We start from the raw sequence: 22,422 nt of genomic DNA, 5'->3' as shown, positions 1-22,422 counted from the left end.
TTTAAGGAGAAGTTGTATGGCGTTTAATCTAAAACATGTTTTTGCTCTTGCAGGTGTTGCTGCAGCCCTATCACTAACAGGCTGTAGTGAAAAAGAAGCCGTAGTTGATAATAGCAAGGTAAAAATTGGCGTCATGGCAGGAGCCGAAGAGCAAGTTGCTGAAGTTGCTGCAAAACAAGCAAAAGAAAAATATGGCTTGGATGTAGAGTTAGTTTCTTTTACTGATTACGTATCACCGAATGCGGCATTAGAAGAAGGCTCTATTGATGCTAATGCTTTCCAACACAAACCATATCTTGATCAGCAAATTAAAGATCGCGGTTACAAGTTTGCGGTAGCGGGGAATACATTTGTTTACCCAATTGCAGGTTACTCAAACTCAATCAAATCTGTTGATAAGCTAAAAGATGGCGATAAAGTGGCAGTACCAAACGATCCAACCAACCTTGGTCGTTCACTCTTACTTCTTCAACAGCAAGGTTTAATTAAACTAAAAGATGGTTCAGGTTTAACTGCAACAGTATTAGATATTGTTGAAAACCCTAAAAACTTAAAGATTGTAGAGCTAGAAGCGGCACAATTGCCACGCTCTTTAGATGATGTGGCACTGGCTGTTATTAATACCACTTACGCAAGTAGCATCAACTTAACGCCTGAGCGTGATGGTGTGTTTGTAGAAGATAAAGAATCACCATATGTCAACCTGATTGTGTCTCGTGCAGATAATGTGAATGCGGAAAACGTGAAGAAATTTGTTCAAGCGTACCAATCTGAAGATGTATATAACTCTGCAAAAAATATCTTTAATGGTGGTGTGGTAAAAGGTTGGTAATCCCTACTTTCCTGTAACCATATACTTATCGGGTAGGTCTCAGCACCTACCCTTTTTTATGCTATATTCTTAGCTCTTTTGGCTTCTTAATTGGCTTCATTCCATGTCTTATAACATCGAACCTATCGGCATTATCCACTCTCCCTATAAAGAAAAATTTGCTGTTCCTCGGCAGCCTGGGTTAGTGCCAAGTGCGCGTTCTGAAATTATTTTACAAGGTGCTGCAAATTCATTAGAAGCGGTAAGAGGCATAGAGCAATTTAGTCATTTGTGGTTATTATTTTTGTTTGATCAGAATTTAGATGCCGGATGGCGCCCAACCGTTAGACCGCCTCGATTGGGTGGTAATGAACGTATTGGTGTGTTTGCCAGCCGTGCCACATTCCGCCCTAATGGGATTGGCATGTCTGCGGTCGAATTAAAAGGCATTCGCCATGAAAACGGTAATGTGATCATTGAACTCGGTGGTGTTGATCTCGTTGATGGTACGCCTATTATCGATATTAAGCCTTATATCCCTTATTCAGACAGCTTGCCACAAGCACAAGGTGGATTTGCTTCTAACACACCGGATCTAATGCCCGTGTGTTTTAGTGAAACAGCGCTCAATCAACTACCAGCAAAAAACAAAAGCTATTATCAAACCGTGATCTGTGAAATTTTAGCGCAAGATCCACGTCCTGCTTATAAGAAAGGTAAGCCCGATCCAAAACAATATGCGGTGCATTTATTTGATTTTAATGTTCACTTCTCAGTAACAGAGCAACAAATAACCGTTAATCAGATCGAGAAAGTTAATCAATAGCAGATCTTATACAGTTATCTTTGGCGAATAGCGTGTAGGCTGGTAAGATATTCGGCTATCGTCAGATCACTGACGGGCGGGATTTATCCCTTCTTTTTTAATCTAATTAATCAACGGATACCATCAATGCGTACCAGTAATTATCTTCTTTCTACTCTGAAGGAGACTCCAAACGACGCAGAAGTTATTAGCCACCAGCTAATGCTACGTGCAGGTATGATCCGTAAGCTGGCTTCAGGTCTATACACCTGGCTACCTACAGGTCTGCGTGTTCTGCGTAAGGTCGAAAACATCGTTCGCCAAGAGATCGACAATGCAGGCGCAATCGAAACCTTGATGCCCGTTGTTCAGCCGTTTGAACTATGGGAAGAAACAGGTCGCTCTGAGAAAATGGGCCCTGAACTACTTCGCTTTACTGACCGCCATACTCGTCCGTTTGTGCTTAGCCCAACAGCAGAAGAAGTGATCACAAGCCTAGTACGCAACGAAGTAAGCTCTTACAAGCAACTTCCGTTGAACCTGTACCAAATCCAAACTAAATTCCGTGACGAGCGTCGTCCACGTTTCGGCGTAATGCGTGCACGTGAATTCTGCATGATGGATGCTTACAGCTTTGACATTGACAAAGAAGGTCTACAAAAGTCTTACGATGCAATGCACGACGCTTACTGTAAAGCGTTCGATCGCATGGGTCTTGAGTACCGTCCAGTATGGGCCGACTCTGGCGCAATCGGTGGTAATGGCTCTCAGGAGTTCCACGTATTAGCAGAAAGCGGCGAAGACTTAATTGCATTCTCAACTGAATCTGACTACGCAGCAAACATCGAAAAAGCAGAAGCACTAGCTCCTGCTCACGATCGTGCAGCACCAACAGTGGAACTGTCTGTTATCGATACACCTAATGCGAAAACTATCGATGAGTTAGTTGAGCAACACGGTATTGCTATCGAGAAAACGATCAAGACCTTATTTGTTAAAGCTTCTGATGAAATCGATGCGCCTATCGTAGCGCTATTGGTTCGTGGTGATCACGAATTAAACGAAATTAAAGCTGAAAACCTAGACTGGGTTGCTTCTCCACTTGAAATGGCAACTGAAGAAGAAATTCGTCAGTTCGTTAACGCAGGTCCTGGCTCACTTGGTCCTGTCGGTCTTGAGCTTCCATTTATCGTTGACCGTACTGTTGCTGTAATGAGCGATTTTGCTGCAGGCGCAAACATCGATGGTAAACACCATGTTGGCATCAACTGGGGCCGTGACGTTGAGCTAGATCGCGTTGAAGATCTACGTAATGTAGTTGAAGGTGATCCAAGCCCATGTGGCCAAGGTACATTGATGCTAAAACGTGGTATCGAAGTGGGTCACATCTTCCAGCTGGGTAATACATACTCTGAGAAGATGAACTGTGGCGTGCTAGATGCTAACGGTAAAAACACCATTCTAGAAATGGGTTGTTACGGTATTGGTGTATCACGTGTTGTGGCATCAGCTATCGAACAGAACCATGACGAAAACGGCATTATCTGGCCAGATGCGCTTGCACCATTCCACGTTTCTATTGTTCCTATGAACATGGCGAAATCAGAAGAAGTAAAAGAAGCGGCAGAGAAGCTATATGCCGATCTAACTGCTGCTGGTATTGAAGTACTGTTTGATGATCGTAAAGAACGCCCAGGAGTCATGTTTGCAGATCACGAACTACTAGGTATTCCACATACTATCGTTATTGGTAACCGTAGCCTTGAAAACGGTGAGATGGAATATAAAAACCGTCGCACAGGTATCAAAGAAGCCGTTGCTGTAAATGATGTTGTTGCGTTTATTAAGCAAAAAATGGCTTAAGTAAAAAGCTAATAACATATTGAAAAAGCTGTCGTTATGGCAGCTTTTTTTCTATTCTTTATTTTAAAAAAACATTTTACTCACTCCCATTTTTTTATGTAACAGTAAATATCCGTTACAATCTTGCCGTTATCATTGATCTGCTCAAAATATGCCCTATAGTGACAAATCAAATAGTTATTGATCTTGTCGTAATGGAACAGGCTTTATTTAATCGATCTCATTCCTCACCTTCCCCTAAGCTAAAGCAAAAACCTTTAGCTGCGGATCAACGTCTGTTGATCCTGCAAAAACTTCAAGGGAAGCTGGAGATCCAAGCGTTATTTCAACCTCTCTGCAGAGAGCTAGATAAACAAATTGATATCGCTCGTTTAGTCTGGACCCTTGATGAAACTACAACATTGATCCGCCAAGGAAAACCGACACCTCATCAAAACAGCTTTGCTTTACGCTTTGGTGATAACTCTTTAGGCTCACTTCATTACTCCACTCTTTATCCGTTAGATAACGACGAAATAAGCCTATTACATACCTACCACCGTTTATTTGCAGGCCCTCTATTTAATGCGATTGAATATCAAAAAGTAAAACATATGGCACTGAAAGATAAACTTTCAGGGCTATGTAATAGAATGTGTTTTGAGCAAGATATTCATCATGCTATTGCGATGAGCGAAAAACGAGATGTGGAGTTGGTACTGTTTATTTGTGACTTAGATAATTTTAAACAAGTGAATGATAACTTTGGTCATCTTGATGGCGACAAAGTCATTAAAGATTTTGCTAATGCACTGAAGTTTGCAACGCGCACTTCAGATCGTTGTTATCGCATTGGAGGTGATGAATTTATTATTTTACTTCAACCTGCCAGTGCTCGCTCTGAAATAAAAGTGGTATCACGGATCAACCAATATATTCAACAAAGCCCAATCTTGGGTATCTTAAATATTGGATTTTCTTATGGCACAGCGACCTTTAATAAAGGTGATTCTATGCTGTCTTTGATTGAACGTGCCGATCGTAAACTTTATCATCACAAGCGTAATAAATAATCATCTCGTTGCGCTAAGCACCATAAATCCTACGTTTTTATTTTATTTAACGCTATGATGATCCACGTTAATAGTGAGTATATTCGAAGTGAGCCCCTACATTCTCTTCGAATACTTTCTAGAAAGGATGAATGATGCAAATTTATCAATGCTGTGAGCTTATCCGAGCAACTTACGCGCAAATTGGTAGTGGTGATCAAGGTTATATTCCTGCGGCTATTAGCTGTGCAATTAAAACCTTCAATGATATTGCCGAAGATACCAATTTACCGCTTGAAGTCCGTGAGCGTGCAGCGTTTGCTGCAGCAAACTTATTAATCAGTGATCATGAGGACAAATAATGGATTTAGCTAAATTTGAAAGCATGGATCCCATCATGTTAATGAGTATTGTCAACATGAAGATCCGTGATGACTTTCAAGATCTCGATGAACTCGTTAAATTCTACGAGATTGATCGCCAAAAGCTGATCGATAAACTTGCAAGTGCTGGCTTTGAATACTTGCCTGAAGTTAAACAATTTCGCTAAACAAAAAACGGAAGCTTAAAGCTTCCGTTTTATTTTTAGGTTAAACCCGTATTAGCCTTTAAAGATCGGCAGTAAATTTGCCATCGCCATAATGTGGAAGATTGCGGTCACCACACCAAAGCCAATCACAACATATACCGTCACATTACCGCCAGGCACAACAAACCCATCTTTCTTTTCTTTGCATTGACGAGTCTTTTTCGCTAATAAAGCAGGAATAATACACGCCCAAATCGTTGCAGCAGCACCGGCTAAACCAATCGCAGACAAGAAACCCAGTGGTGCAAATAATGAAAGGATCAGCGGTGGTAAGAAAGTGATAGCCCACGTCTTCAAGCGTCCTTGTTTTGAATCTTCAAAGCCAAATAAATCGGCCAAATAATCAAAAACCCCCAAACCAACTCCGATAAACGAAGAAACAACAGCGGCAATCGAAAAAATACGGATTGCTTGTTTAATGCTGTTTGAGTCAATAACGCTATCAAGTGCTTGCGTTAAAGCATCAATACCACCACCAGCCGAAACCACAGGACCAAATGCATCACGAGGTAAGTTGCCAAAAATACAAATCACCCACACTAAATAGAAACCTAACGCGATAAATGTGCCACCTAGAATCGCATTTTTAGCTTGGTATTCATCGCGGTAATAGTCGCGCATTGTGCTCACCGAATGGTGGTAACCAAAAGAAGTTAATGCTACAGGTAATAGTGCTAACGCATAAGGAGAATAGCTGGCATGTAAGTGAGTTGTATCCAGTAAAACAGGAACTTTGATATGCGTCGCTAGTCCTGAAATTCCAATTAAGAAACTCACCAACATAAAAACAATCAGTAAAATAGAAATACGATCAACCGCACGCGTTGAGTGCAGAACAAAGGTTGAACTGATTGCGACAAATAAAATAGAAGCTAACTTACTATCAATCCCTAATATATTACTAAAAATCATACCTGATGATGAAATATAGGCATAAAGCAAAATACCACCAACAAAGTATAATGACAGATTATTAATAATATTAATTTTAGTATTAAGTACATCTTTTGTGATGGTATTAAAAGACACTTTAAAATCATAATGCTTAAGCGCTTCTAATAATAACCAGCCTGATAATGTCATCATAACCATGGTTAAAGATATTGCAATAACGCTCCAGAATGTCCATGCACCCGCCCCAGCACTCGGTAAACCTAACATGCCCGCGCCTACACAAACGCTTGCAATAATACACGCTCCGCCAAGTGTCGATGGTTTGCTCATTTCTTTCCCTTCCAACTATCGTATCAGTAGACTAGTACACTAATACCTTTTGTATTTTATCGCAATAAAAAGTTACTAAGCAGGCTAAAAAAACAACATAATAAAAATTAGCTATATATCCTTCTTCACAAAACATGATTTAAAAGCATAAAAAACACCGTAATAAATAATATATTACGGTGCAAAGTAAATAATATTTCGATGAAAGATAGGGTGCTTGAACTTACTAGGAAAATAATGCCCTATTTGTCTTTTTTAAGAATTAAGATCAATCGTAATATCATGACCAGAAAACTCAGAGACGACAAAATACCCCACGACAGCAGCAAGTTTATCGCCATAAAAGATAAGAGGCGTACGGCTGCGTAACCAACTTGGTACATTATATTCTTGATAAAGTTTTTTTAATTTTCTGCTACCACATCGTCCTACAGGCTTAATAGCATCACCTTGATAGTGAAAACGCACGGTTATAATCTCATCAGATTCTGGCTGTCTTAATAAAGGATAATCACCCTCTTGGCTTAAAACCAGCGTCCCTAAGTTTTTCGGTAGCTGGCAAGGAGAATCTAAATCAATATTGTTTTTCCACTGGCTAATATCATCCCACTGCCGCAGTAAATATAACTTCTTTTGATAGCGACGCAGTTCAACATTTGCCCAACACAGTTTAGGATTCGCATCTTCTTTTGCCTGAACTACGTTAAACCAAATCTGTTCAAGCTGTGCTAATGATGGCATTAAGACTGATTGTTTTTTTAACCATTGACGAATTAACGCCATACCGACACGTTGAGTCACATAAGAAGCAAGCAGTAAGCTACCATCAGCTTGGATCGCTTGAGCAAGTTGGGTGGCTAATAACTCAGCTAGTAATGCTTCTTGCTCACCGCACAATGCGCTACTTCGTGCGACTGATTTATGAATACTTGGCCAACGTTCAACTAAACGAGGCGTTATTTGGTGGCGAATAAAATTGCGATCATAACGCTCATCTTGGTTGCTTTCATCTTCAACCCAAGAGAGTTTATGCTTCAATCCGTATTGCTCAATATCAGCACGAGTAATATTGAGTAATGGTCTTAAATGCATCCCTTTAGCAAAAGGGAGTATCATCGGCATCGCTGCTAATCCAGCAGGGCCACTCCCGCGCTTTAATGCCAATAGAAAAGTTTCAATCTGATCGTCACTGTGTTGAGCGGTTAATAGCATGTCCCCGATGTTGACGTGTTGCGCTAAAATGTTATACCGCGCTTCTCGTGCAGCTTGCTCAAGGCTAATTCGGTTTCCTGTTAGCACTTTTACACGTTCAACATCACAACTAATGCCGGCACTTTTAGCCCAAACCACACACTTATCAGCCCATATATCAGCATTCGTGCTTAATCCATGATGTACATAAACGGCATGACAGCTATATTCTGGATTTTGTGTAATAAATCGCGCCATTAAATCAAGCAATACACGAGAATCGAGCCCACCACTAAAGGCAAGAACAAACCGTTTACTTGCAGGGAGATGAGTCAATAATTGACGACAAAAAGCAGAATACAACATAAGATCTTTCAACATTAAGAGAAAACTATAGTCTATCGCAGCCTATCAAAGCACTAAATGGGAAAAACAAAAAAGGCCAGCTTAATTGCTGACCTTTTACTAAACGTTACACCAACTTTTTAGCAGTAACCATAACTCATTAGACGCTGATAACGACGTTCAAGTAACGTCTCAGTATCTAATTCATCCAGTTCAGCCAATGTTGCCTTAAGTTGTGCTTTTAATGTATTTGCCATTAGTAACACATTACGGTGAGCGCCACCCAGTGGCTCTTCAATGATGTTATCAATCAGCTCCAACTCTTTTAAGCGAGGAGCTGTCATACCCATTGCTTCAGCCGCTTGCGGTGCTTTGTCTGAATCACGCCATAAGATTGATGCACAACCTTCAGGTGAAATAACAGAGTAGGTTGAGTATTGCAGCATATTAACGCAATCACCCACACCGATCGCTAATGCGCCGCCAGAGCCGCCTTCACCCACCACATTACAGATAACAGGCACTTTCAAGCCAGCCATAACTTTTAGGTTCATCGCGATAGCTTCTGATTGACCACGCTCTTCAGCGCCGACACCAGGATATGCACCAGCTGTATCAATGAAGGTAATCACAGGCATATTAAAGCGCTCTGCCATTTTCATTAAACGTAATGCTTTACGGTAACCTTCTGGCTTAGGCATGCCAAAGTTACGCTTCACCTTCTCAGTCGTACCACGGCCTTTTTGATGACCAATCACCATAACAGGACGGCCATCAATACGGGCAATACCACCGACTAACGCTTTATCATCAGCAAACGCGCGATCGCCTGCCAATTCATCAAACTCTTCGAACATGTGCTCGACATAATCAAAAGTATATGGGCGCTGAGGATGGCGTGCGAGTTGCGCAACCTGCCATGCACCAAGATCACCAAAGATTTTCTTGGTAAGCTCTAGGCTTTTCTTTTCTAGTTGCTCAATTTCTTTTTCTAGATCAACCGAATTAGACTCATCACGACGAGATACATCACGTAATGCTTCAATTTTTGCTTCTAGCTCTGCAATCGGTTGTTCAAACTCGAGGAAGTTCAGGCTCATACCACTTAAAATCCTTTTGCTTATGATGATGATAGGGACTTAACTACCCTATCATAAACATTAAGCGCATTTAATTAAACTCAAGCTCGACCTGCTTATCACCTAGGAGTGTTTTTAGATCCGATATTAATTGATCGGCTGGCGTTATTCGCCATTCTGTTCCTAAAGTGAGTTTGGCACGGGCATTCGAGCGCTGATAGTACACATTAACAGGCACAGTACCTGCTCTGTGTGGTTCCAACACTTGGCTGAAACGGGCAAAAAACTGCTCATCAATCTGCTGTTCTGTTACAGATATAGCAAGACCACGGAGATGCTTTTCTCTCGCTTCTGATATATCGAGCACTTCACGTGCAGACATTCTAAGGCCACCATTGAAATCATCAAAGCTGACCTGTCCTGATATCACCACAATTTTATCTTTTTCAAGCAGATCAATATAACGATCTAAGGCATCAGAGAATAGCATGACTTCCATTCGACCTGAACGATCATCAAGCGTCATTAAACCAATTCTGGTCCCACGTTTGGTTGTCATTACACGGGCGGCAATAACAAGCCCAGCAACAGACGCTACCTTATCACGTCCTGTTTGCTGCGCATCTTTTAAACGCCATGTGGTGTAATGTTTTAATTCTGAGAGATACGCATTTATAGGGTGACCTGTTAGGTATAAGCCTAATGTTTCACGCTCCCCTTCCAACCAGACTTTATCTGGTGCTTCAGGGATATTAGCATACTTATTCTCAACTTCTTCAGGGGCGGCCGTTAATACGCCAAACATGTCGGCTTGACCAAAGGCTTCGGCTTGGTGGTGCTGACTCGCGGCTTTTATCGCATCATCTAAAGTTGCCAGCATCGCTGCACGATTAGGCCCTAAACGATCCATCGCACCCGACTTAATCAGTTTCTCTAAGACACGTTTATTGACTTTTTTAGTATCAATACGGGCACAGAAATCAAATAAATCTTTAAAGTGGCCACCTTTTTCACGGGCACTAATAATATTTTCAATCGGGCCTTCACCGACCCCTTTTACCGCACCGATACCGTAAACAACGGCACCGTCTTCATCAACATTAAAACGATATAGACCTTTATTAACATCCGGCGGCAGCAGCTTTAGCTTCATACGGTGACATTCGTCAACCAAGCTAATGATCTTGTCCGTATTATCCATGTCGGCTGTCATTACCGCTGCCATAAATTCGGCAGGGTAATGTGCTTTTAACCATAAGGTTTGATAAGACACCAATGCATAGGCGGCTGAGTGCGATTTGTTAAATCCGTAACCGGCAAATTTCTCTACCAAGTCAAAGATTTTCATTGATAGCTCGCCATCGACGCCATTTTTTATCGAGCCCTCTTCGAACACGGCTCGCTGTTTCGCCATTTCTTCAGGCTTTTTCTTACCCATCGCACGACGAAGCATATCCGCGCCGCCAAGGGTATAACCCGCCAGCACCTGCGCGATCTGCATTACCTGCTCTTGGTACAAGATAATGCCGTAAGTCGGATCGAGAATTTCTTTTAATGACTCATGCTGCCATTTTTCATCAGGATAAGACACCGCTTCTCGGCCGTGCTTACGGTCAATAAAGTTATCTACCATGCCTGATTGGAGCGGACCGGGACGAAATAGTGCCACCAGAGCGATCATATCTTCAAAACAGTCGGGTTGAAGACGTTTGATCAGATCTTTCATACCACGGGATTCGAGCTGGAATACCGCGGTTGATTCTGAACGCTGCAACATCGCAAAGGATTTAGGATCATCCATTGGAATCGCGGCGATATTTATAGGCTCTTTGCCTTGTTCAACCAAACGTGGGTTAATTAGCGCTAATGCCCAATCAATAATGGTTAATGTACGTAAACCTAAGAAGTCGAATTTAACTAAACCCGCAGTTTCAACATCATTTTTATCAAACTGAGTAACGGGGTTATTACCCTCTGCATCACAATATAAGGGAGCAAAGTCGGTGATGGTTGTTGGCGAGATAACCACACCACCAGCGTGTTTACCTGCGTTACGCGTTACCCCTTCAAGAATGCGACACATATCAATCAAGTCGCGAACTTCTTCATCCGCATCATAGGCTTGACCTAATTGAGGTTCGGCATCAAACGCTTTGGCGAGTGTCATCCCAGGCTCTGCTGGCACTAACTTTGAAATGCGATCAACAAAACCATACGGGTGACCTAGCACACGACCAACATCTCGAATAACCGCTTTGGCTGCCATGGTACCGAACGTAATGATCTGTGATACCGCATCACGACCATACATTTCAGCCACGTGATCGATAACCAAATCACGCTTATCCATACAGAAATCGATATCGAAATCGGGCATGGAAACACGTTCAGGGTTCAAGAATCGCTCGAAAAGTAAGTCAAACTCCAGCGGATCTAGATCGGTGATTTTCAGCGCGTAAGCAACCAATGAGCCCGCACCTGAACCACGGCCTGGGCCTACTGGTACATCGTTATCTTTCGACCACTGAATGAATTCCATTACGATCAAGAAGTAACCTGGGAATCCCATTTGGTTAACAACTTTTAATTCGATATCTAGACGCTCATCATATTCAGGACGACGAGCAGCACGCACTTCTGGATCGGGAAATAAAAATTCTAAACGTTCTTCGAGTCCTTCTTTGGATTTAACAATCAAGAAGTCCTCAATTGTCATATCACCCGTTGGGAAATTAGGTAAGAAATACTCACCTAATCGAACGGTTACGTTACAACGCTTTGCGATTTCAACTGAGTTTTGTAGTGCTTCTGGGATATCAGCAAATAACTCGCACATTTCTTCTTCACTACGAAGATACTGCTGTGCGCTATAAAGTTTCGGACGGTTGGGATCGACAAGGGTATAGCCATCATGAATAGCAACGCGAATTTCATGTGCGTCAAACTGATCGGCAGTGAGTAAACGAACATCATTGGTAGCGACAACAGGTAAATCGGCTTTTTCTGCCAGCTCAATCGCAAAGTGAAGGTAGGCTTCTTCATCAGCACGCCCTGTGCGTACTAATTCCAAATAATAACTATCTGGGAAATGGGTTTGATAAAAAGCAACCAAGCTATCAACCATGTTCTGGTTGCCTTTTAATAAAGCTTTACCCACGTCACCATTTTTACCACCGGATAGGATAATAAGCCCTTCACGGTGATTCACGAGCCACTCTTTATCAATAACAGGCTGATGCTGTACATGACCTCGTTGGTAGGCTTCAGAAATCAATAACGTAAGATTTTTATAACCTTCATTATTGGCAGCAAGAATGGTGAGTTCAAATAGTTCATCGCCCATCTCTGCTGACTGTACTTTGAAATCAGCACCGATAATTGGCTTTATTCCGGCATCATGAGCAGCAAAGTAAAACTTCACTAAACCACATAGGTTAGTAAAGTCTGTCATTGCGAGTGCAGGCATACCAAGTTCTGATGCCTTTTTAACGATTGGCTTTACTTTCGCCAAACCGTCAATCATCGAATAATCACTATGAACACGAAGGTGGATAAAACGTGGTTCTGCCATGACAACCTAATTTATTACGTAACTTAATTATGAAAATTATACCTGAAACAAGGTATGAGAGGTATTGAGCAAACAAAAAAATGGCATAGCGAATAGCTATGCCATTAGTCTGTAAAAAGAAAAATCGTTTAGTCTAAACCCAATACTCGCTTTACGGGTTTAAAGCTCTTACGATGCTGATCTATTGCGCCGTATTGCTCTAATGCTTCAAAGTGTGCTTTGGTTGGATAACCTTTATGTTTAGCAAAACCGTACTGCGGAAACTCAGCATCTAATATTTCCATTTCACGATCACGGGTCACTTTAGCAATAATGGACGCGGCACTGATCTCTGCAACACGTAAATCCCCTTTCACCACAGCCTGTGCCGCCATCGGTAATTCAGGTACTTTGTTACCATCAATAAGTACGTAATCTGGCTTTACACTTAAGCCTGCTACTGCGCGCTGCATCGCAACCATCGTTGCTTGCAAGATATTCAACTTATCAATTTCGTCCGCTTCACAACGACCTAATGACCAAGACAACGCTTTTTCTTTGATTTCATCAAACAACAAATTGCGTTTTTTCTCGGTCAATTTTTTAGAATCCGTTAAACCTTCAATGGGATTATTCGGATCTAAAATCACAGCCGCAGTCACCACTGCGCCAACTAATGGCCCACGACCGACTTCATCCACCCCAGCAATACAATTTGCTTGCGGGTAAACAAAAGGTTCAAACTCTTTTTTCTCAGCCATTTTACGCTCTATCAATCAAGGCAAGGACGGCATTTGCTGCTTGCTCATCAGCATTACAACGAATGGTTTTATGCATCTGCTCAAATTTCAACATCAGCTCAGAAGTGTCACCATATAGCATTTTATCCACTTCATGATAGAGCTTCTCTGGCGTGCAATCTTCTTGTAAAAGCTCGGTGACCAACTCTTCATCTGCGAGAATATTTGGCAATGAAACATACTTAGTTTTAAGCATTTTCTTAGCCAGCCACGCCGTTAATGGTTTCACTTTATAGCCCACCACCATCGGACGCTTCACTAACATACATTCTAATGCAACTGTACCCGATGCGAGCAATACAGCATCTGAAGCAATCATTACATTACGAGCAGTATCATCCACCAGCACGAAATCAAGATCCGGTGCCGTTTGTTGCCACGCTTGCTCAAATTGTGCTCGACGTTTTTGATTAACCAGTGCAACGACAAAACCTAAATCAGGATGTTTAGCCTTAAGCTTTTTACACGTTTCGATAAACGGTGGCGCGAGCATTTCCATTTCGCTACCTCGGCTACCGGGTAATACCGCAAGCCATCGTTTATCAGGATCTAAGCCTAATAATGTTTGTGCAGCACCTTGGTCGGTTTGCAATGGAATAGCATCTGCCATGGTGTGCCCGACGAACTCACAAGGCACATTAAACTTATCGTAAAACGCTTTTTCGAATGGCAAGAAAGCAAGCACAAGGTTGGTGGCAGCTTCGATTTTAAAGATACGCTTTTGGCGCCATGCCCATACCGATGGGCTGACATAATGCACGGTTTTAATACCGCTTTCTTTTAAATCTTTTTCTAGGCGTAAGTTAAAATCAGGGGCATCTATACCAACAAAAACGTCTGGCGGGTTATCGCTAAAGTATTTAACAAGCTCTGCTTTGACCTTAAATAAGCGAGGTAAGCGACCTAATACTTCAACAATCCCCATCACCGCGAGCTCTTCCATATCAAACAGCGCTTCACAGCCTTCTGCCTGCATACGAGGACCTGCAACACCAACAAATTCAGCATCTGGGTATTTGGCTTTAACAGCTTTAATAAAACCTGCACCTAAAATATCGCCGGAGATTTCTCCGGCGACAATTCCTATTCGAAGTGGCTTCGTCATTAGCGAATAATACCGCGTGTCGAGTTTTCAAATAGTTTCAGGAATAAGCCAATTGAAGGATAATCTTTACTCATTTCTTCAAGTACAGGTTTTACTTCAGCTAGCGTTTTACCTGAACGGTAAATTTCTTTATATGCACGACGAATAGCATGTAATTCTGGTTTTTCAAAACCACGACGCTTTAAGCCTTCGATATTAATACCGAACGGTTTCGCGTGGTTACCTTGCGCCATTACAAATGGTGGCACATCTTGAACAACAATAGAGCCGCCGCCGATAAAACTATGTGCGCCGACAGTACAGAATTGGTGTACTGGCGATAGTGCAGAAATAATCGCGTAATCTTCAACTGTTACGTGACCTGCTAATGTCGCGTTATTGCCCATGATAATGTTATCGCCCACAACACAATCATGCGCAATATGTACATTGACACAGAAAAGGTTATCACTACCTACGATAGTCACACCTTTATCTTGTACTGTACCGCGATGCATTTGAACACTTTCACGGATCACATTGCGATCACCAATCACAAGACGTGTTGCTTCGCCTTGATATTTCTTATCTTGGCACTCTTCACCGATCACGGCGAATGGGAATATACGGTTGTCTTTACCGATCACCGTTGGACCTTTAATCACAACGTGTGACATCACTTCAGTGCCTTCACCAATTTCAACATCAGTGGCAATATAAGTGAAGGGACCAACTTTGACATTAGCGCCAATCTTTACACCGTCTTCAATCACTGCTGACGGATGAATTTGTGCGGTTTCATGGATCATGAGAATACTCGTCGTGCACATTTAAGTTCAGCTGAGCATACCACTTCGCCGTCAACTGTTGCTACGCCATTAAATAGCGCAATACCGCGACGCTCTTTGATAAATTCAACATCTAAAATAAGCTGATCACCAGGACCTACAGGCTTACGAAACTTTGCTTTATCGATACTTGCAAAGTAGTACAGTTCATTTTCAGCAGGTGCACCAAAGGTTTTAAATGCAAGTAGACCTGTTGCTTGTGCCATCGCTTCTAAAATCATTACACCTGGAAATACCGGCATATTAGGGAAATGACCAGTAAATTGAGGCTCATTGACAGAAACATTTTTGATTGCTGTTAACGTTTTGCCTTCATCATAATTAGTAACACGGTCAATCATTAAGAAAGGATAACGATGAGGAAGCAGTTCCTGAATTTCTGTGATGTTTAGCGTCTTATTTTCGCTGGTCAAAACTAAATACCTGTATTAGAAAGAATAAAATAATATTCAATATCAATGCAAAACGGCCTACACAAGGTAGGCACATCAATTAAACGTAAAAACTTACTTACCTTTCGCTGCGAGTTCTTTTTCAACAGCTTTTAAACGTTTGTTCATATCATCAATACGATGAACACGCGTTGCAGTTTTACGCCATTCGCGGTTTGTTTGTAATGGAATACCTGAAGAGTACATGCCTTTTTCTTCAATACTTCGCATTACCATACCCATACCAGTGATGGTTACACCATCAGCAATGTTGATATGGCCATTTAATACTGATGCACCACCAATAATACAATATTTACCAATTTTGGTGCTACCAGCGACAATTGTACCACCCGCCATCGCTGTACCATATCCGATCTGCACGTTATGGGCGATTTGCATTTGGTTATCAATGATCACATTGTCTTCAATAATGGTGTCATCGAGTGCACCACGGTCAATCGTCGTACATGAACCAATTTCGACACGATTACCAATACGCACAGAGCCCAGTTGAGGGATTTTTACCCACTCACCTTTATCATTCGCATAACCGAAACCATCGGCACCAATAACCGTGCTTGATTGCACTAAACAATCGCTACCTAACTTTACATTGTGGTAGATAGTGACATTGGCCCATAATTTAGTGTTATCACCAATGACCACATTTTTACCGATAAAACAACCTGCACCAATTTGCACGTTATTACCTAAGGTAACACCCGCTTCAATCACTGCGTTATGGCCAATAGCAACGTTATTACCAAGCATAGCCGTTGGATCTACAAATGCAGATGCCGCTATCTCGGTTGCTGCTGCTGGCGTTGTATCTAATAGTTGTGCAACTAATGCGTAGCTTAAGTAAGGATCTTTTACAACCAGTGCATTACCTTGGAAGAATTCGACATCCGCTTCTCGTAGCATTACTGCATCAGCCTTGCAATCAGCAAGTTGCTTACGGTATTTGCTATCAGAAAGGAACGTTATTTGACCTTCCACTGCCTTGCTCATCCCAGCAATAGAATGAATTTCCACCGAGCCGTCGCCTTGAAGCTCTGCACCTAATTTTTCAGCTAGTTTAGCAAGTGTGATTGCAGCCATATTTACCTTATACCTATTGTAACAACAGCCACAAAAGTGGCTGTTAGATACACTAAAAACTGGTATATCGTGAAAATAACGATATACCAATCATTATTGCTTCATATTACTGATTATTTTACCGCAGCAATCACTTTAGAAGAAAGATCATCTTTCTTATTTGCGAATAAAACAGCTTGTGCATCTAGCACGATGTTATAACCGTTTTTCTCTGCTACTGTATCAATCGCTGTACGGATTTTCTTAACAAGCTTCTGCTCTTCTTCCATACCACGACGGCGTTGATCTTCAGCAAGTGCTTGTGCTTTTAGTTTGTAATCAGAATCAAGTTGAGCAAGCTCACGTTGAAGCTTTTGACGTTGATCTGAACTCATTAGTTCACCATCACGCTTCAATTTATCAATCTTGGTCTTCATCTTAGTTTCGATAGAACGTAGAGCCGCAACACGACCACTGAATTCTTTCTTTAACTTCTCTTGAACCTTGTAACGCTGAGCTAACTCAGACATTGCTTGACCAGTAGATACGTAACCAATTTTTTGAGCAGCTTCCGCTGCATTTGCGTACATAGACGAAGATAGAATTACCAAGCCAAGACTTGCTGCTTTAATCCATTGTTTCAAAAGTTCTCTCCTCAAAATTAGAATGTCTGACCAATAGTGAATGTGAAGAATTCCTCATCATCCCCTTCATATTTCTTGATTGGTTTCGCAATCGAGAATACAAGTGGACCCATTGGCGACATCCACTGTAAAGCTGCACCGGCAGAAGCGCGGATCATACCTGGATCTGAGTAATTTGCCAGTTTTTGACCATCGCTGCTCTTATAATTCAGGTTATATTCTGTATCCCAAACAGAACCAGCATCAACAAAGAAACTGGTACGGATTTGGTTTTTCAACTCACCAGAAGCAAATGGCGTTGGAACAATTAGCTCCATACTTGCAAGCGCAATGGCATTACCACCTGCTGCATCATCAGTACCTGTCGCACAGTTGTTATTACCTTGACCATTAACGCCACAACCACCAACAAATACCGCTTTTGGACCTACAGTATTTGAACGGAAACCACGAATTGAACTAAAGCCACCGGCATAGAAGTTTTCATAGAATGGCATTAGCTGATCGCTACCATTATCCGTTTTACCGTAGCCATTACCGTAACCCAACTTACCACGTAGTAATAAGCTAAAGTCTTGGCTCTCTGTTAATGGTATGTATTGACGAACGTTGTACTGCGCTTTGAAGTACTGTGAGTCAGAACCAGGAATTGTCATCTTAAATGAGAAGTCTTGGCGGTTACCAGAGGTTGGGAAGTAACCTCGGTTTAAGTTGTTGCGTGTCCAGCCAAATGTCCAACTAAAATCATCAAGGGTGATCGCACTATCGCTATCGAGATCAAAGCCATGAATCTTTTTAAACTGCTGAATTTGGTAATAATCTTGAGTGTTCGAAATCTTATTGTGATCGTAACCCAAACTAAAGTTAAAGTAGTTCAACTCATTAAATGGGAAGCCCCACGTTAAGCTTGTACCGTAGCTTTGGTTGGTGTAATCCGAGATATTGGCATCAGAAGCTTTAAACTCGTTATAGTAAATCTTACCACCCAAGCTTACGTTATTTATCGTGAAGTAAGGATCATTGTACTCAAGACTGATATTTTTCGAATAATCGTTCGTCATCGCATTGATACCAAAACGATTACCCGTGCCTAAGAAGTTATCTTGAGTTAAACCGGCTTGGAAACTAATACCTGATTCAGTACCGTAACCAACACCAAAGTTAACACTACCAGAATTGGCTTCTTTCACGTTGTACTTAATGTCAACCTGATCATCAGAACCAGGTACTCGTACCGTTTGTACATCAACATTTTCAAAGAAGCCCGTTCGGTTTAAACGTGCTTTACCTGTTTCAATCTTCTTCGCATTTAACCAAGTACCTTCCATTTGACGCATTTCACGGCGTAAAACTTCATCTTTCGTATTGGTATTACCACGGAACTCGATATTACGAACGTAAATACGTTTGCCTTGTTCAACATTAACAACCAATGATACTTCATTGGTCTTATCATCAAACTCAGGGTATGTCGTTACTTTCGGGTAAGCGTAACCTTCTTCACCAAGCTTACGCTTAATCGCTTCTTCTAGCGATGTAACTGCAGCGCCGTTATATACAGAGCCATTCTTAAATGTTACCAGCTTATCGAACTCAGCAACGCGACCTGCAACATCACCACGGAACTGTACATTCTTAACTTTATATTGATGCCCTTCATGGATTTTAAGAGTGATATACACGCCTTTTTTATCCGGAGAAATAGACACTTGTGTATCATCAAGTCGATATTTCAAATAACCATTATTCAAGTATTGAGAGCGCAGTGTTTCTAAATCACCTTGTAATACTTGTTTCTGATATTTTTCATTCGCCATGAAGTTCCACCAAGGCACATCGTCCTTTAGTTTAAACTTGCTGCGTAATTCGTCATCACTGAAAACATGGTTACCTAAAATGTTAATCTGCTTAATTTTTGCAGACACACCTTCAGTGAAAACAAATTTAATATCAGCACGATTACGAGGCAGAGGCGTAACAACAGCTTCTACCGTTGCGTTGTATTTACCAACACTGTAATAGAAATCCTCTAGCCCTTTTTCAATTTTTCGTAACGTCGTACGATCAAGTGCTTCACCCACTCGTAAACCTGATGCTTCTAAATTTTCTTTTAGCTGCTCAGCTTTGATTGCTTTGTTACCTGAGAAAGTAATATCAGCAATAGTAGGACGCTCTGTTACATCGATCTGAAGCGTATTGCCGTCACGATATACTCGAATATTTTCAAAGTTGCCTGAAGAATAAAGTGATTTTATTAGTTCTGAAATATCCTGTTGATCAACAGTATCTCCAACGCGGACAGGCATTTTTAACAATGCCGCACCTAACGTAACACGCTGAAGTCCTTCAAAACGAATGTTATCAACTACAAATTTATCTTCCGCACTATGCGCAACGCTACTGGTTAAAAGCAGCGATGCGACCAACAGTTTTTTAATCGCCATTACTGTTCTGATTATTCCTTGCTAAAAACGCATTATTAAAGACGGGTAAAATCATTGAATAGCGCAACGGCCATTAACGCAACCAAAACGGCTGATCCCACTCTATAGCCAATATCCTGAATTCGTTCTGATACAGGACGACGGGTTACAGCTTCAATGGCGAAAAACATTAAATGTCCTCCATCCAACACCGGAAGCGGTAACAAATTAACTATACCTAAATTGACACTTATCAGTGCTAAAAATCCAAGAAAGTAGACCAGACCAAAGTCGGCGGTCATTCCTGCACCTTTTGCAATGGATATCGGTCCACTGAGGTTTTTAATTGCAACATCACCTGTAAACAGTTTAGTGACCATATCAAAAGTTAGCGTCACTAATTGCTTAGTTTTTTCTGTTGCTTTAACCGCAGCTTCAATTGGACCAAACTGCAAGTTTACTTTATAAGATTCAGGCCACGGTTCAATCGCAGGTGCTAATCCTACATAGCCAACTTGATTACCATCTGGTTCAACCTTGCTACGAGGAACTAATGATAACATCACTGGTTCATCATCTCGCAACACTTCAACTGAAAGCGGTTGCTCAGGGTGCGTACGCACCGCATCAACAAACTGCTGCCATTCAGTTACAGGCTTTTTATCAATTGCTACAATCTTATCATTTAATTTAAATCCTGCATCTACTGCAGCACTATTATCAACCAATTGCGCGACATTTAACGTAATTTTAGGCCGATAAGGCGTAATACCTAATGTTTTTAGTACTTGCTGAGACTCAGGATCATAAGACCAATGAGATAGATCTAAAGTGCGCGTCACGATGACATTACTGTCAGGCTCTGTCGCTGTGATCACCATGCTCTTATCACCAATATGAGAAACCATTGCCATATTGGCTGATTCCCAATCTGATGTTTCGATTCCTGAAATAGATTTAAGTTCCATTCCAGGTGTAATTCCTGCTTGTGCCGCGATCGATTGTGGAGCCACTTCACCAATAAACGGCTTTAATGCAGGAACCCCAATAAGATACACAACCCAATATGCAAAAATAGCAAAAATAAAGTTAGCAAAAGGACCGGCAGCAACAATTGCACTTCGTTGCCAAAGTTTTTTGTTATTAAACGCCATATGACGCTTTTCTGCAGGCACTTCTTCTACCCGCTCATCAAGCATTTTTACATAGCCGCCCAGCGGGATCATTGCCAATGTATATTCTGTTCCGTCTTTTCCTTTACGACGAAAAAGTGCCTTACCGAAACCAATCGAAAAGCGTTCAACATATACACCACAACGGCGAGCAACCCAAAAGTGACCAAATTCATGGACAGCAATCAATATTCCTAGAGCAACTAAAAAAGCACTTAAATTGCGGATAAATTCAATCATGCAAATTCCTTGGTGATGACATCTGAAGCAAGTTGACGAGCTTGTTTATCTATTTCCATTACCTCTGCAATATTGTGAGGTTCAACAAGCACGGCTATTTCTAGCACTTTTTGGTTCACTTTAGCAATATCTGTGAAGCAAATTTCACCTGCTAAAAATGCCGCAACAGCCATTTCATTAGCAGCATTCAAAGTCGTTGTTGCCGCTTGCCCTTGATAGCACGCATCAATAGCGAGCTTTAAACATGGATAACGATCAAAGTCTGGTTTCATAAAAGTAAATTCACCAATTTGACTAAAATCAAGCGGAGCAACGCCTGCATCGACACGCTCTGGGTATGCCATTGCACAAGCAATCGGCGTACACATATCGGGTAACCCCATTTGTGCAATAACAGAACCATCTTTATATTGCACCATTGAGTGAATAACAGACTGCGGATGAATAATGACATCCATTTGCTCACGACTGGCATTAAATAACCAGCGTGCTTCAATATACTCTAGACCTTTATTCATCATTGTGGCTGAATCCACAGAGATTTTTGGTCCCATTGACCAATTAGGATGAGCAATCGCCATCGCTGGTGTCACATTATCTAACTCTGCAATATCAGTGTATCGAAACGGACCACCAGACCCCGTCAATAGCACTTTACTCACGCCTGATGCTGATAAATCACAACGTCCCATACACTGCTGAATATTGGTCGGCAACGATTGAAAAATTGCATTATGCTCACTATCAACAGGTAATAATTCAGCGCCATACTGTTCACAAGCATCAATGAACATTTGCCCAGTCATCACCAGCGCTTCTTTATTAGCAAGTAAAATACGTTTACCTTTTTTCACTGCAGCCATTGTTGGTAATAAACCCGCTGCGCCAACAATCGCCGCCATTACAGTGTCGGCATCATCAAGTGCTGCGACTTCACAAACACCTTGCTCACCACTAAGCACTGTTGTAGCAATTTCTTGCTGCTTTAATAAGGTCGCCAATTCTGCTGCAGCCTTACTATCAAACATTGCGACAAATTTCGGTTGCCATTGCTGACAAAGCGCAAACATTTTTTCAACATTTGAACCAGCAGCAAGTGCTACTACTTCAAATAGCTCAGGGTTTTTAGCAACGACATTTAAAGTACTGCTACCTATTGAGCCCGTCGCTCCTAGGATCGTTAACTTACGCATAAAATCACTTACATTT

19 protein-coding genes are annotated in these 22,422 nt (G+C 41.5%); 6 read left to right on the top strand and 13 right to left on the bottom strand.

All coding sequences use genetic code 11. The annotated features are described in order from the left end of the window. Positions 1-16 precede the first annotated feature (16 nt). The 6 genes from C9J45_RS17945 to C9J45_RS17920 all read left to right on the top strand — a co-directional run bounded on the left by C9J45_RS17945 (position 17) and on the right by C9J45_RS17920 (position 5,060). Complete coding sequence (locus tag C9J45_RS17945) at positions 17-832, top strand: MetQ/NlpA family lipoprotein (RefSeq protein ID WP_107247525.1); 816 nt, start codon at positions 17-19, stop codon at positions 830-832. 103 nt (positions 833-935) lie between these two features. Continuing rightward, positions 936-1,637: a tRNA (N6-threonylcarbamoyladenosine(37)-N6)-methyltransferase TrmO gene (gene tsaA, locus C9J45_RS17940; RefSeq protein WP_107261067.1), complete on the top strand. Its 702-nt coding sequence runs from the start codon at positions 936-938 to the stop codon at positions 1,635-1,637. 126 nt (positions 1,638-1,763) lie between these two features. Next, positions 1,764-3,479 carry a proline--tRNA ligase gene (locus C9J45_RS17935; RefSeq protein WP_107207707.1) on the top strand — a complete coding sequence of 572 codons (1,716 nt, stop codon included), beginning with the start codon at positions 1,764-1,766 and terminating at the stop codon, positions 3,477-3,479. A 194-nt stretch (positions 3,480-3,673) separates the two neighbouring features. Further along, on the top strand, positions 3,674-4,531 hold the full coding sequence (locus C9J45_RS17930; RefSeq protein ID WP_107207708.1) for a GGDEF domain-containing protein: 858 nt from the start codon (positions 3,674-3,676) through the stop codon (positions 4,529-4,531). A 134-nt stretch (positions 4,532-4,665) separates the two neighbouring features. Then, the gene (locus tag C9J45_RS17925) at positions 4,666-4,872 is read left to right on the top strand and encodes a YaeP family protein (protein WP_107207709.1); all 207 of its coding nucleotides are present in this window, start codon (positions 4,666-4,668) and stop codon (positions 4,870-4,872) included. Beyond that, positions 4,872-5,060, top strand: a complete 189-nt coding sequence (locus tag C9J45_RS17920; protein ID WP_107207710.1) for a DUF4250 domain-containing protein — start codon at positions 4,872-4,874, stop codon at positions 5,058-5,060. Before C9J45_RS17925 ends, C9J45_RS17920 begins: the two co-directional genes overlap by 1 nt. Positions 5,061-5,111: 51 nt before the next feature. On the opposite strand, the gene C9J45_RS17915 is transcribed toward C9J45_RS17920, so the two are convergent. The 13 genes from C9J45_RS17915 to ispC all read right to left on the bottom strand — a co-directional run bounded on the left by C9J45_RS17915 (position 5,112) and on the right by ispC (position 22,406). Further along, entirely contained in the window at positions 5,112-6,323 is a 1,212-nt protein-coding gene (locus C9J45_RS17915; protein ID WP_107292831.1) for an aromatic amino acid transport family protein, read from the bottom strand. Positions 6,324-6,578: 255 nt separating this feature from the next. Next, positions 6,579-7,895, bottom strand: a complete 1,317-nt coding sequence (gene tilS, locus C9J45_RS17910) for a tRNA lysidine(34) synthetase TilS (protein ID WP_107292830.1) — start codon at positions 7,893-7,895, stop codon at positions 6,579-6,581. A gap of 104 nt (positions 7,896-7,999) precedes the next feature. Beyond that, on the bottom strand, positions 8,000-8,959 hold the full coding sequence (gene accA, locus C9J45_RS17905) for an acetyl-CoA carboxylase carboxyl transferase subunit alpha (RefSeq protein WP_005371685.1): 960 nt from the start codon (positions 8,957-8,959) through the stop codon (positions 8,000-8,002). Positions 8,960-9,029: 70 nt separating this feature from the next. Beyond that, positions 9,030-12,509 carry a DNA polymerase III subunit alpha gene (gene dnaE / locus C9J45_RS17900; RefSeq protein WP_107207713.1) on the bottom strand — a complete coding sequence of 1,160 codons (3,480 nt, stop codon included), beginning with the start codon at positions 12,507-12,509 and terminating at the stop codon, positions 9,030-9,032. Between the two features lie 128 nt (positions 12,510-12,637). After that, on the bottom strand, positions 12,638-13,249 hold the full coding sequence (rnhB, locus tag C9J45_RS17895) for a ribonuclease HII (RefSeq protein ID WP_107247522.1): 612 nt from the start codon (positions 13,247-13,249) through the stop codon (positions 12,638-12,640). 1 nt (position 13,250) lies between these two features. Next, positions 13,251-14,393: a lipid-A-disaccharide synthase gene (gene lpxB / locus C9J45_RS17890; protein WP_105060854.1), complete on the bottom strand. Its 1,143-nt coding sequence runs from the start codon at positions 14,391-14,393 to the stop codon at positions 13,251-13,253. Further along, a complete protein-coding gene (gene lpxA, locus C9J45_RS17885) occupies positions 14,393-15,181 on the bottom strand; it encodes an acyl-ACP--UDP-N-acetylglucosamine O-acyltransferase (RefSeq protein ID WP_107207715.1) in 789 nt (262 codons plus the stop codon). The genes lpxB and lpxA overlap by 1 nt, the downstream gene beginning before the upstream one ends. Beyond that, entirely contained in the window at positions 15,178-15,633 is a 456-nt protein-coding gene (gene fabZ / locus C9J45_RS17880) for a 3-hydroxyacyl-ACP dehydratase FabZ (protein ID WP_005371673.1), read from the bottom strand. Before fabZ ends, lpxA begins: the two co-directional genes overlap by 4 nt. A 93-nt stretch (positions 15,634-15,726) precedes the next feature. Next, positions 15,727-16,755, bottom strand: coding sequence for a UDP-3-O-(3-hydroxymyristoyl)glucosamine N-acyltransferase (lpxD, locus tag C9J45_RS17875; RefSeq protein ID WP_107292829.1), 1,029 nt, complete (start codon positions 16,753-16,755; stop codon positions 15,727-15,729). Positions 16,756-16,868: 113 nt separating this feature from the next. After that, positions 16,869-17,378: an OmpH family outer membrane protein gene (locus C9J45_RS17870; RefSeq protein WP_107207717.1), complete on the bottom strand. Its 510-nt coding sequence runs from the start codon at positions 17,376-17,378 to the stop codon at positions 16,869-16,871. A gap of 17 nt (positions 17,379-17,395) precedes the next feature. After that, complete coding sequence (gene bamA / locus C9J45_RS17865; protein WP_107207718.1) at positions 17,396-19,822, bottom strand: outer membrane protein assembly factor BamA; 2,427 nt, start codon at positions 19,820-19,822, stop codon at positions 17,396-17,398. A 35-nt stretch (positions 19,823-19,857) separates the two neighbouring features. After that, complete coding sequence (gene rseP, locus C9J45_RS17860) at positions 19,858-21,213, bottom strand: sigma E protease regulator RseP (RefSeq protein ID WP_107207719.1); 1,356 nt, start codon at positions 21,211-21,213, stop codon at positions 19,858-19,860. Next, entirely contained in the window at positions 21,210-22,406 is a 1,197-nt protein-coding gene (gene ispC / locus C9J45_RS17855) for a 1-deoxy-D-xylulose-5-phosphate reductoisomerase (protein ID WP_107207720.1), read from the bottom strand. Before ispC ends, rseP begins: the two co-directional genes overlap by 4 nt. Positions 22,407-22,422 lie beyond the last annotated feature (16 nt).

Source organism: Photobacterium sp. GB-1 (assembly GCF_003026165.1).
Classification (GTDB): Bacteria; Pseudomonadota; Gammaproteobacteria; order Enterobacterales; family Vibrionaceae; genus Photobacterium.
Note: the sequence above shows the minus strand (reverse complement) of the source record. Positions and strands in the feature narration are given on the sequence as shown.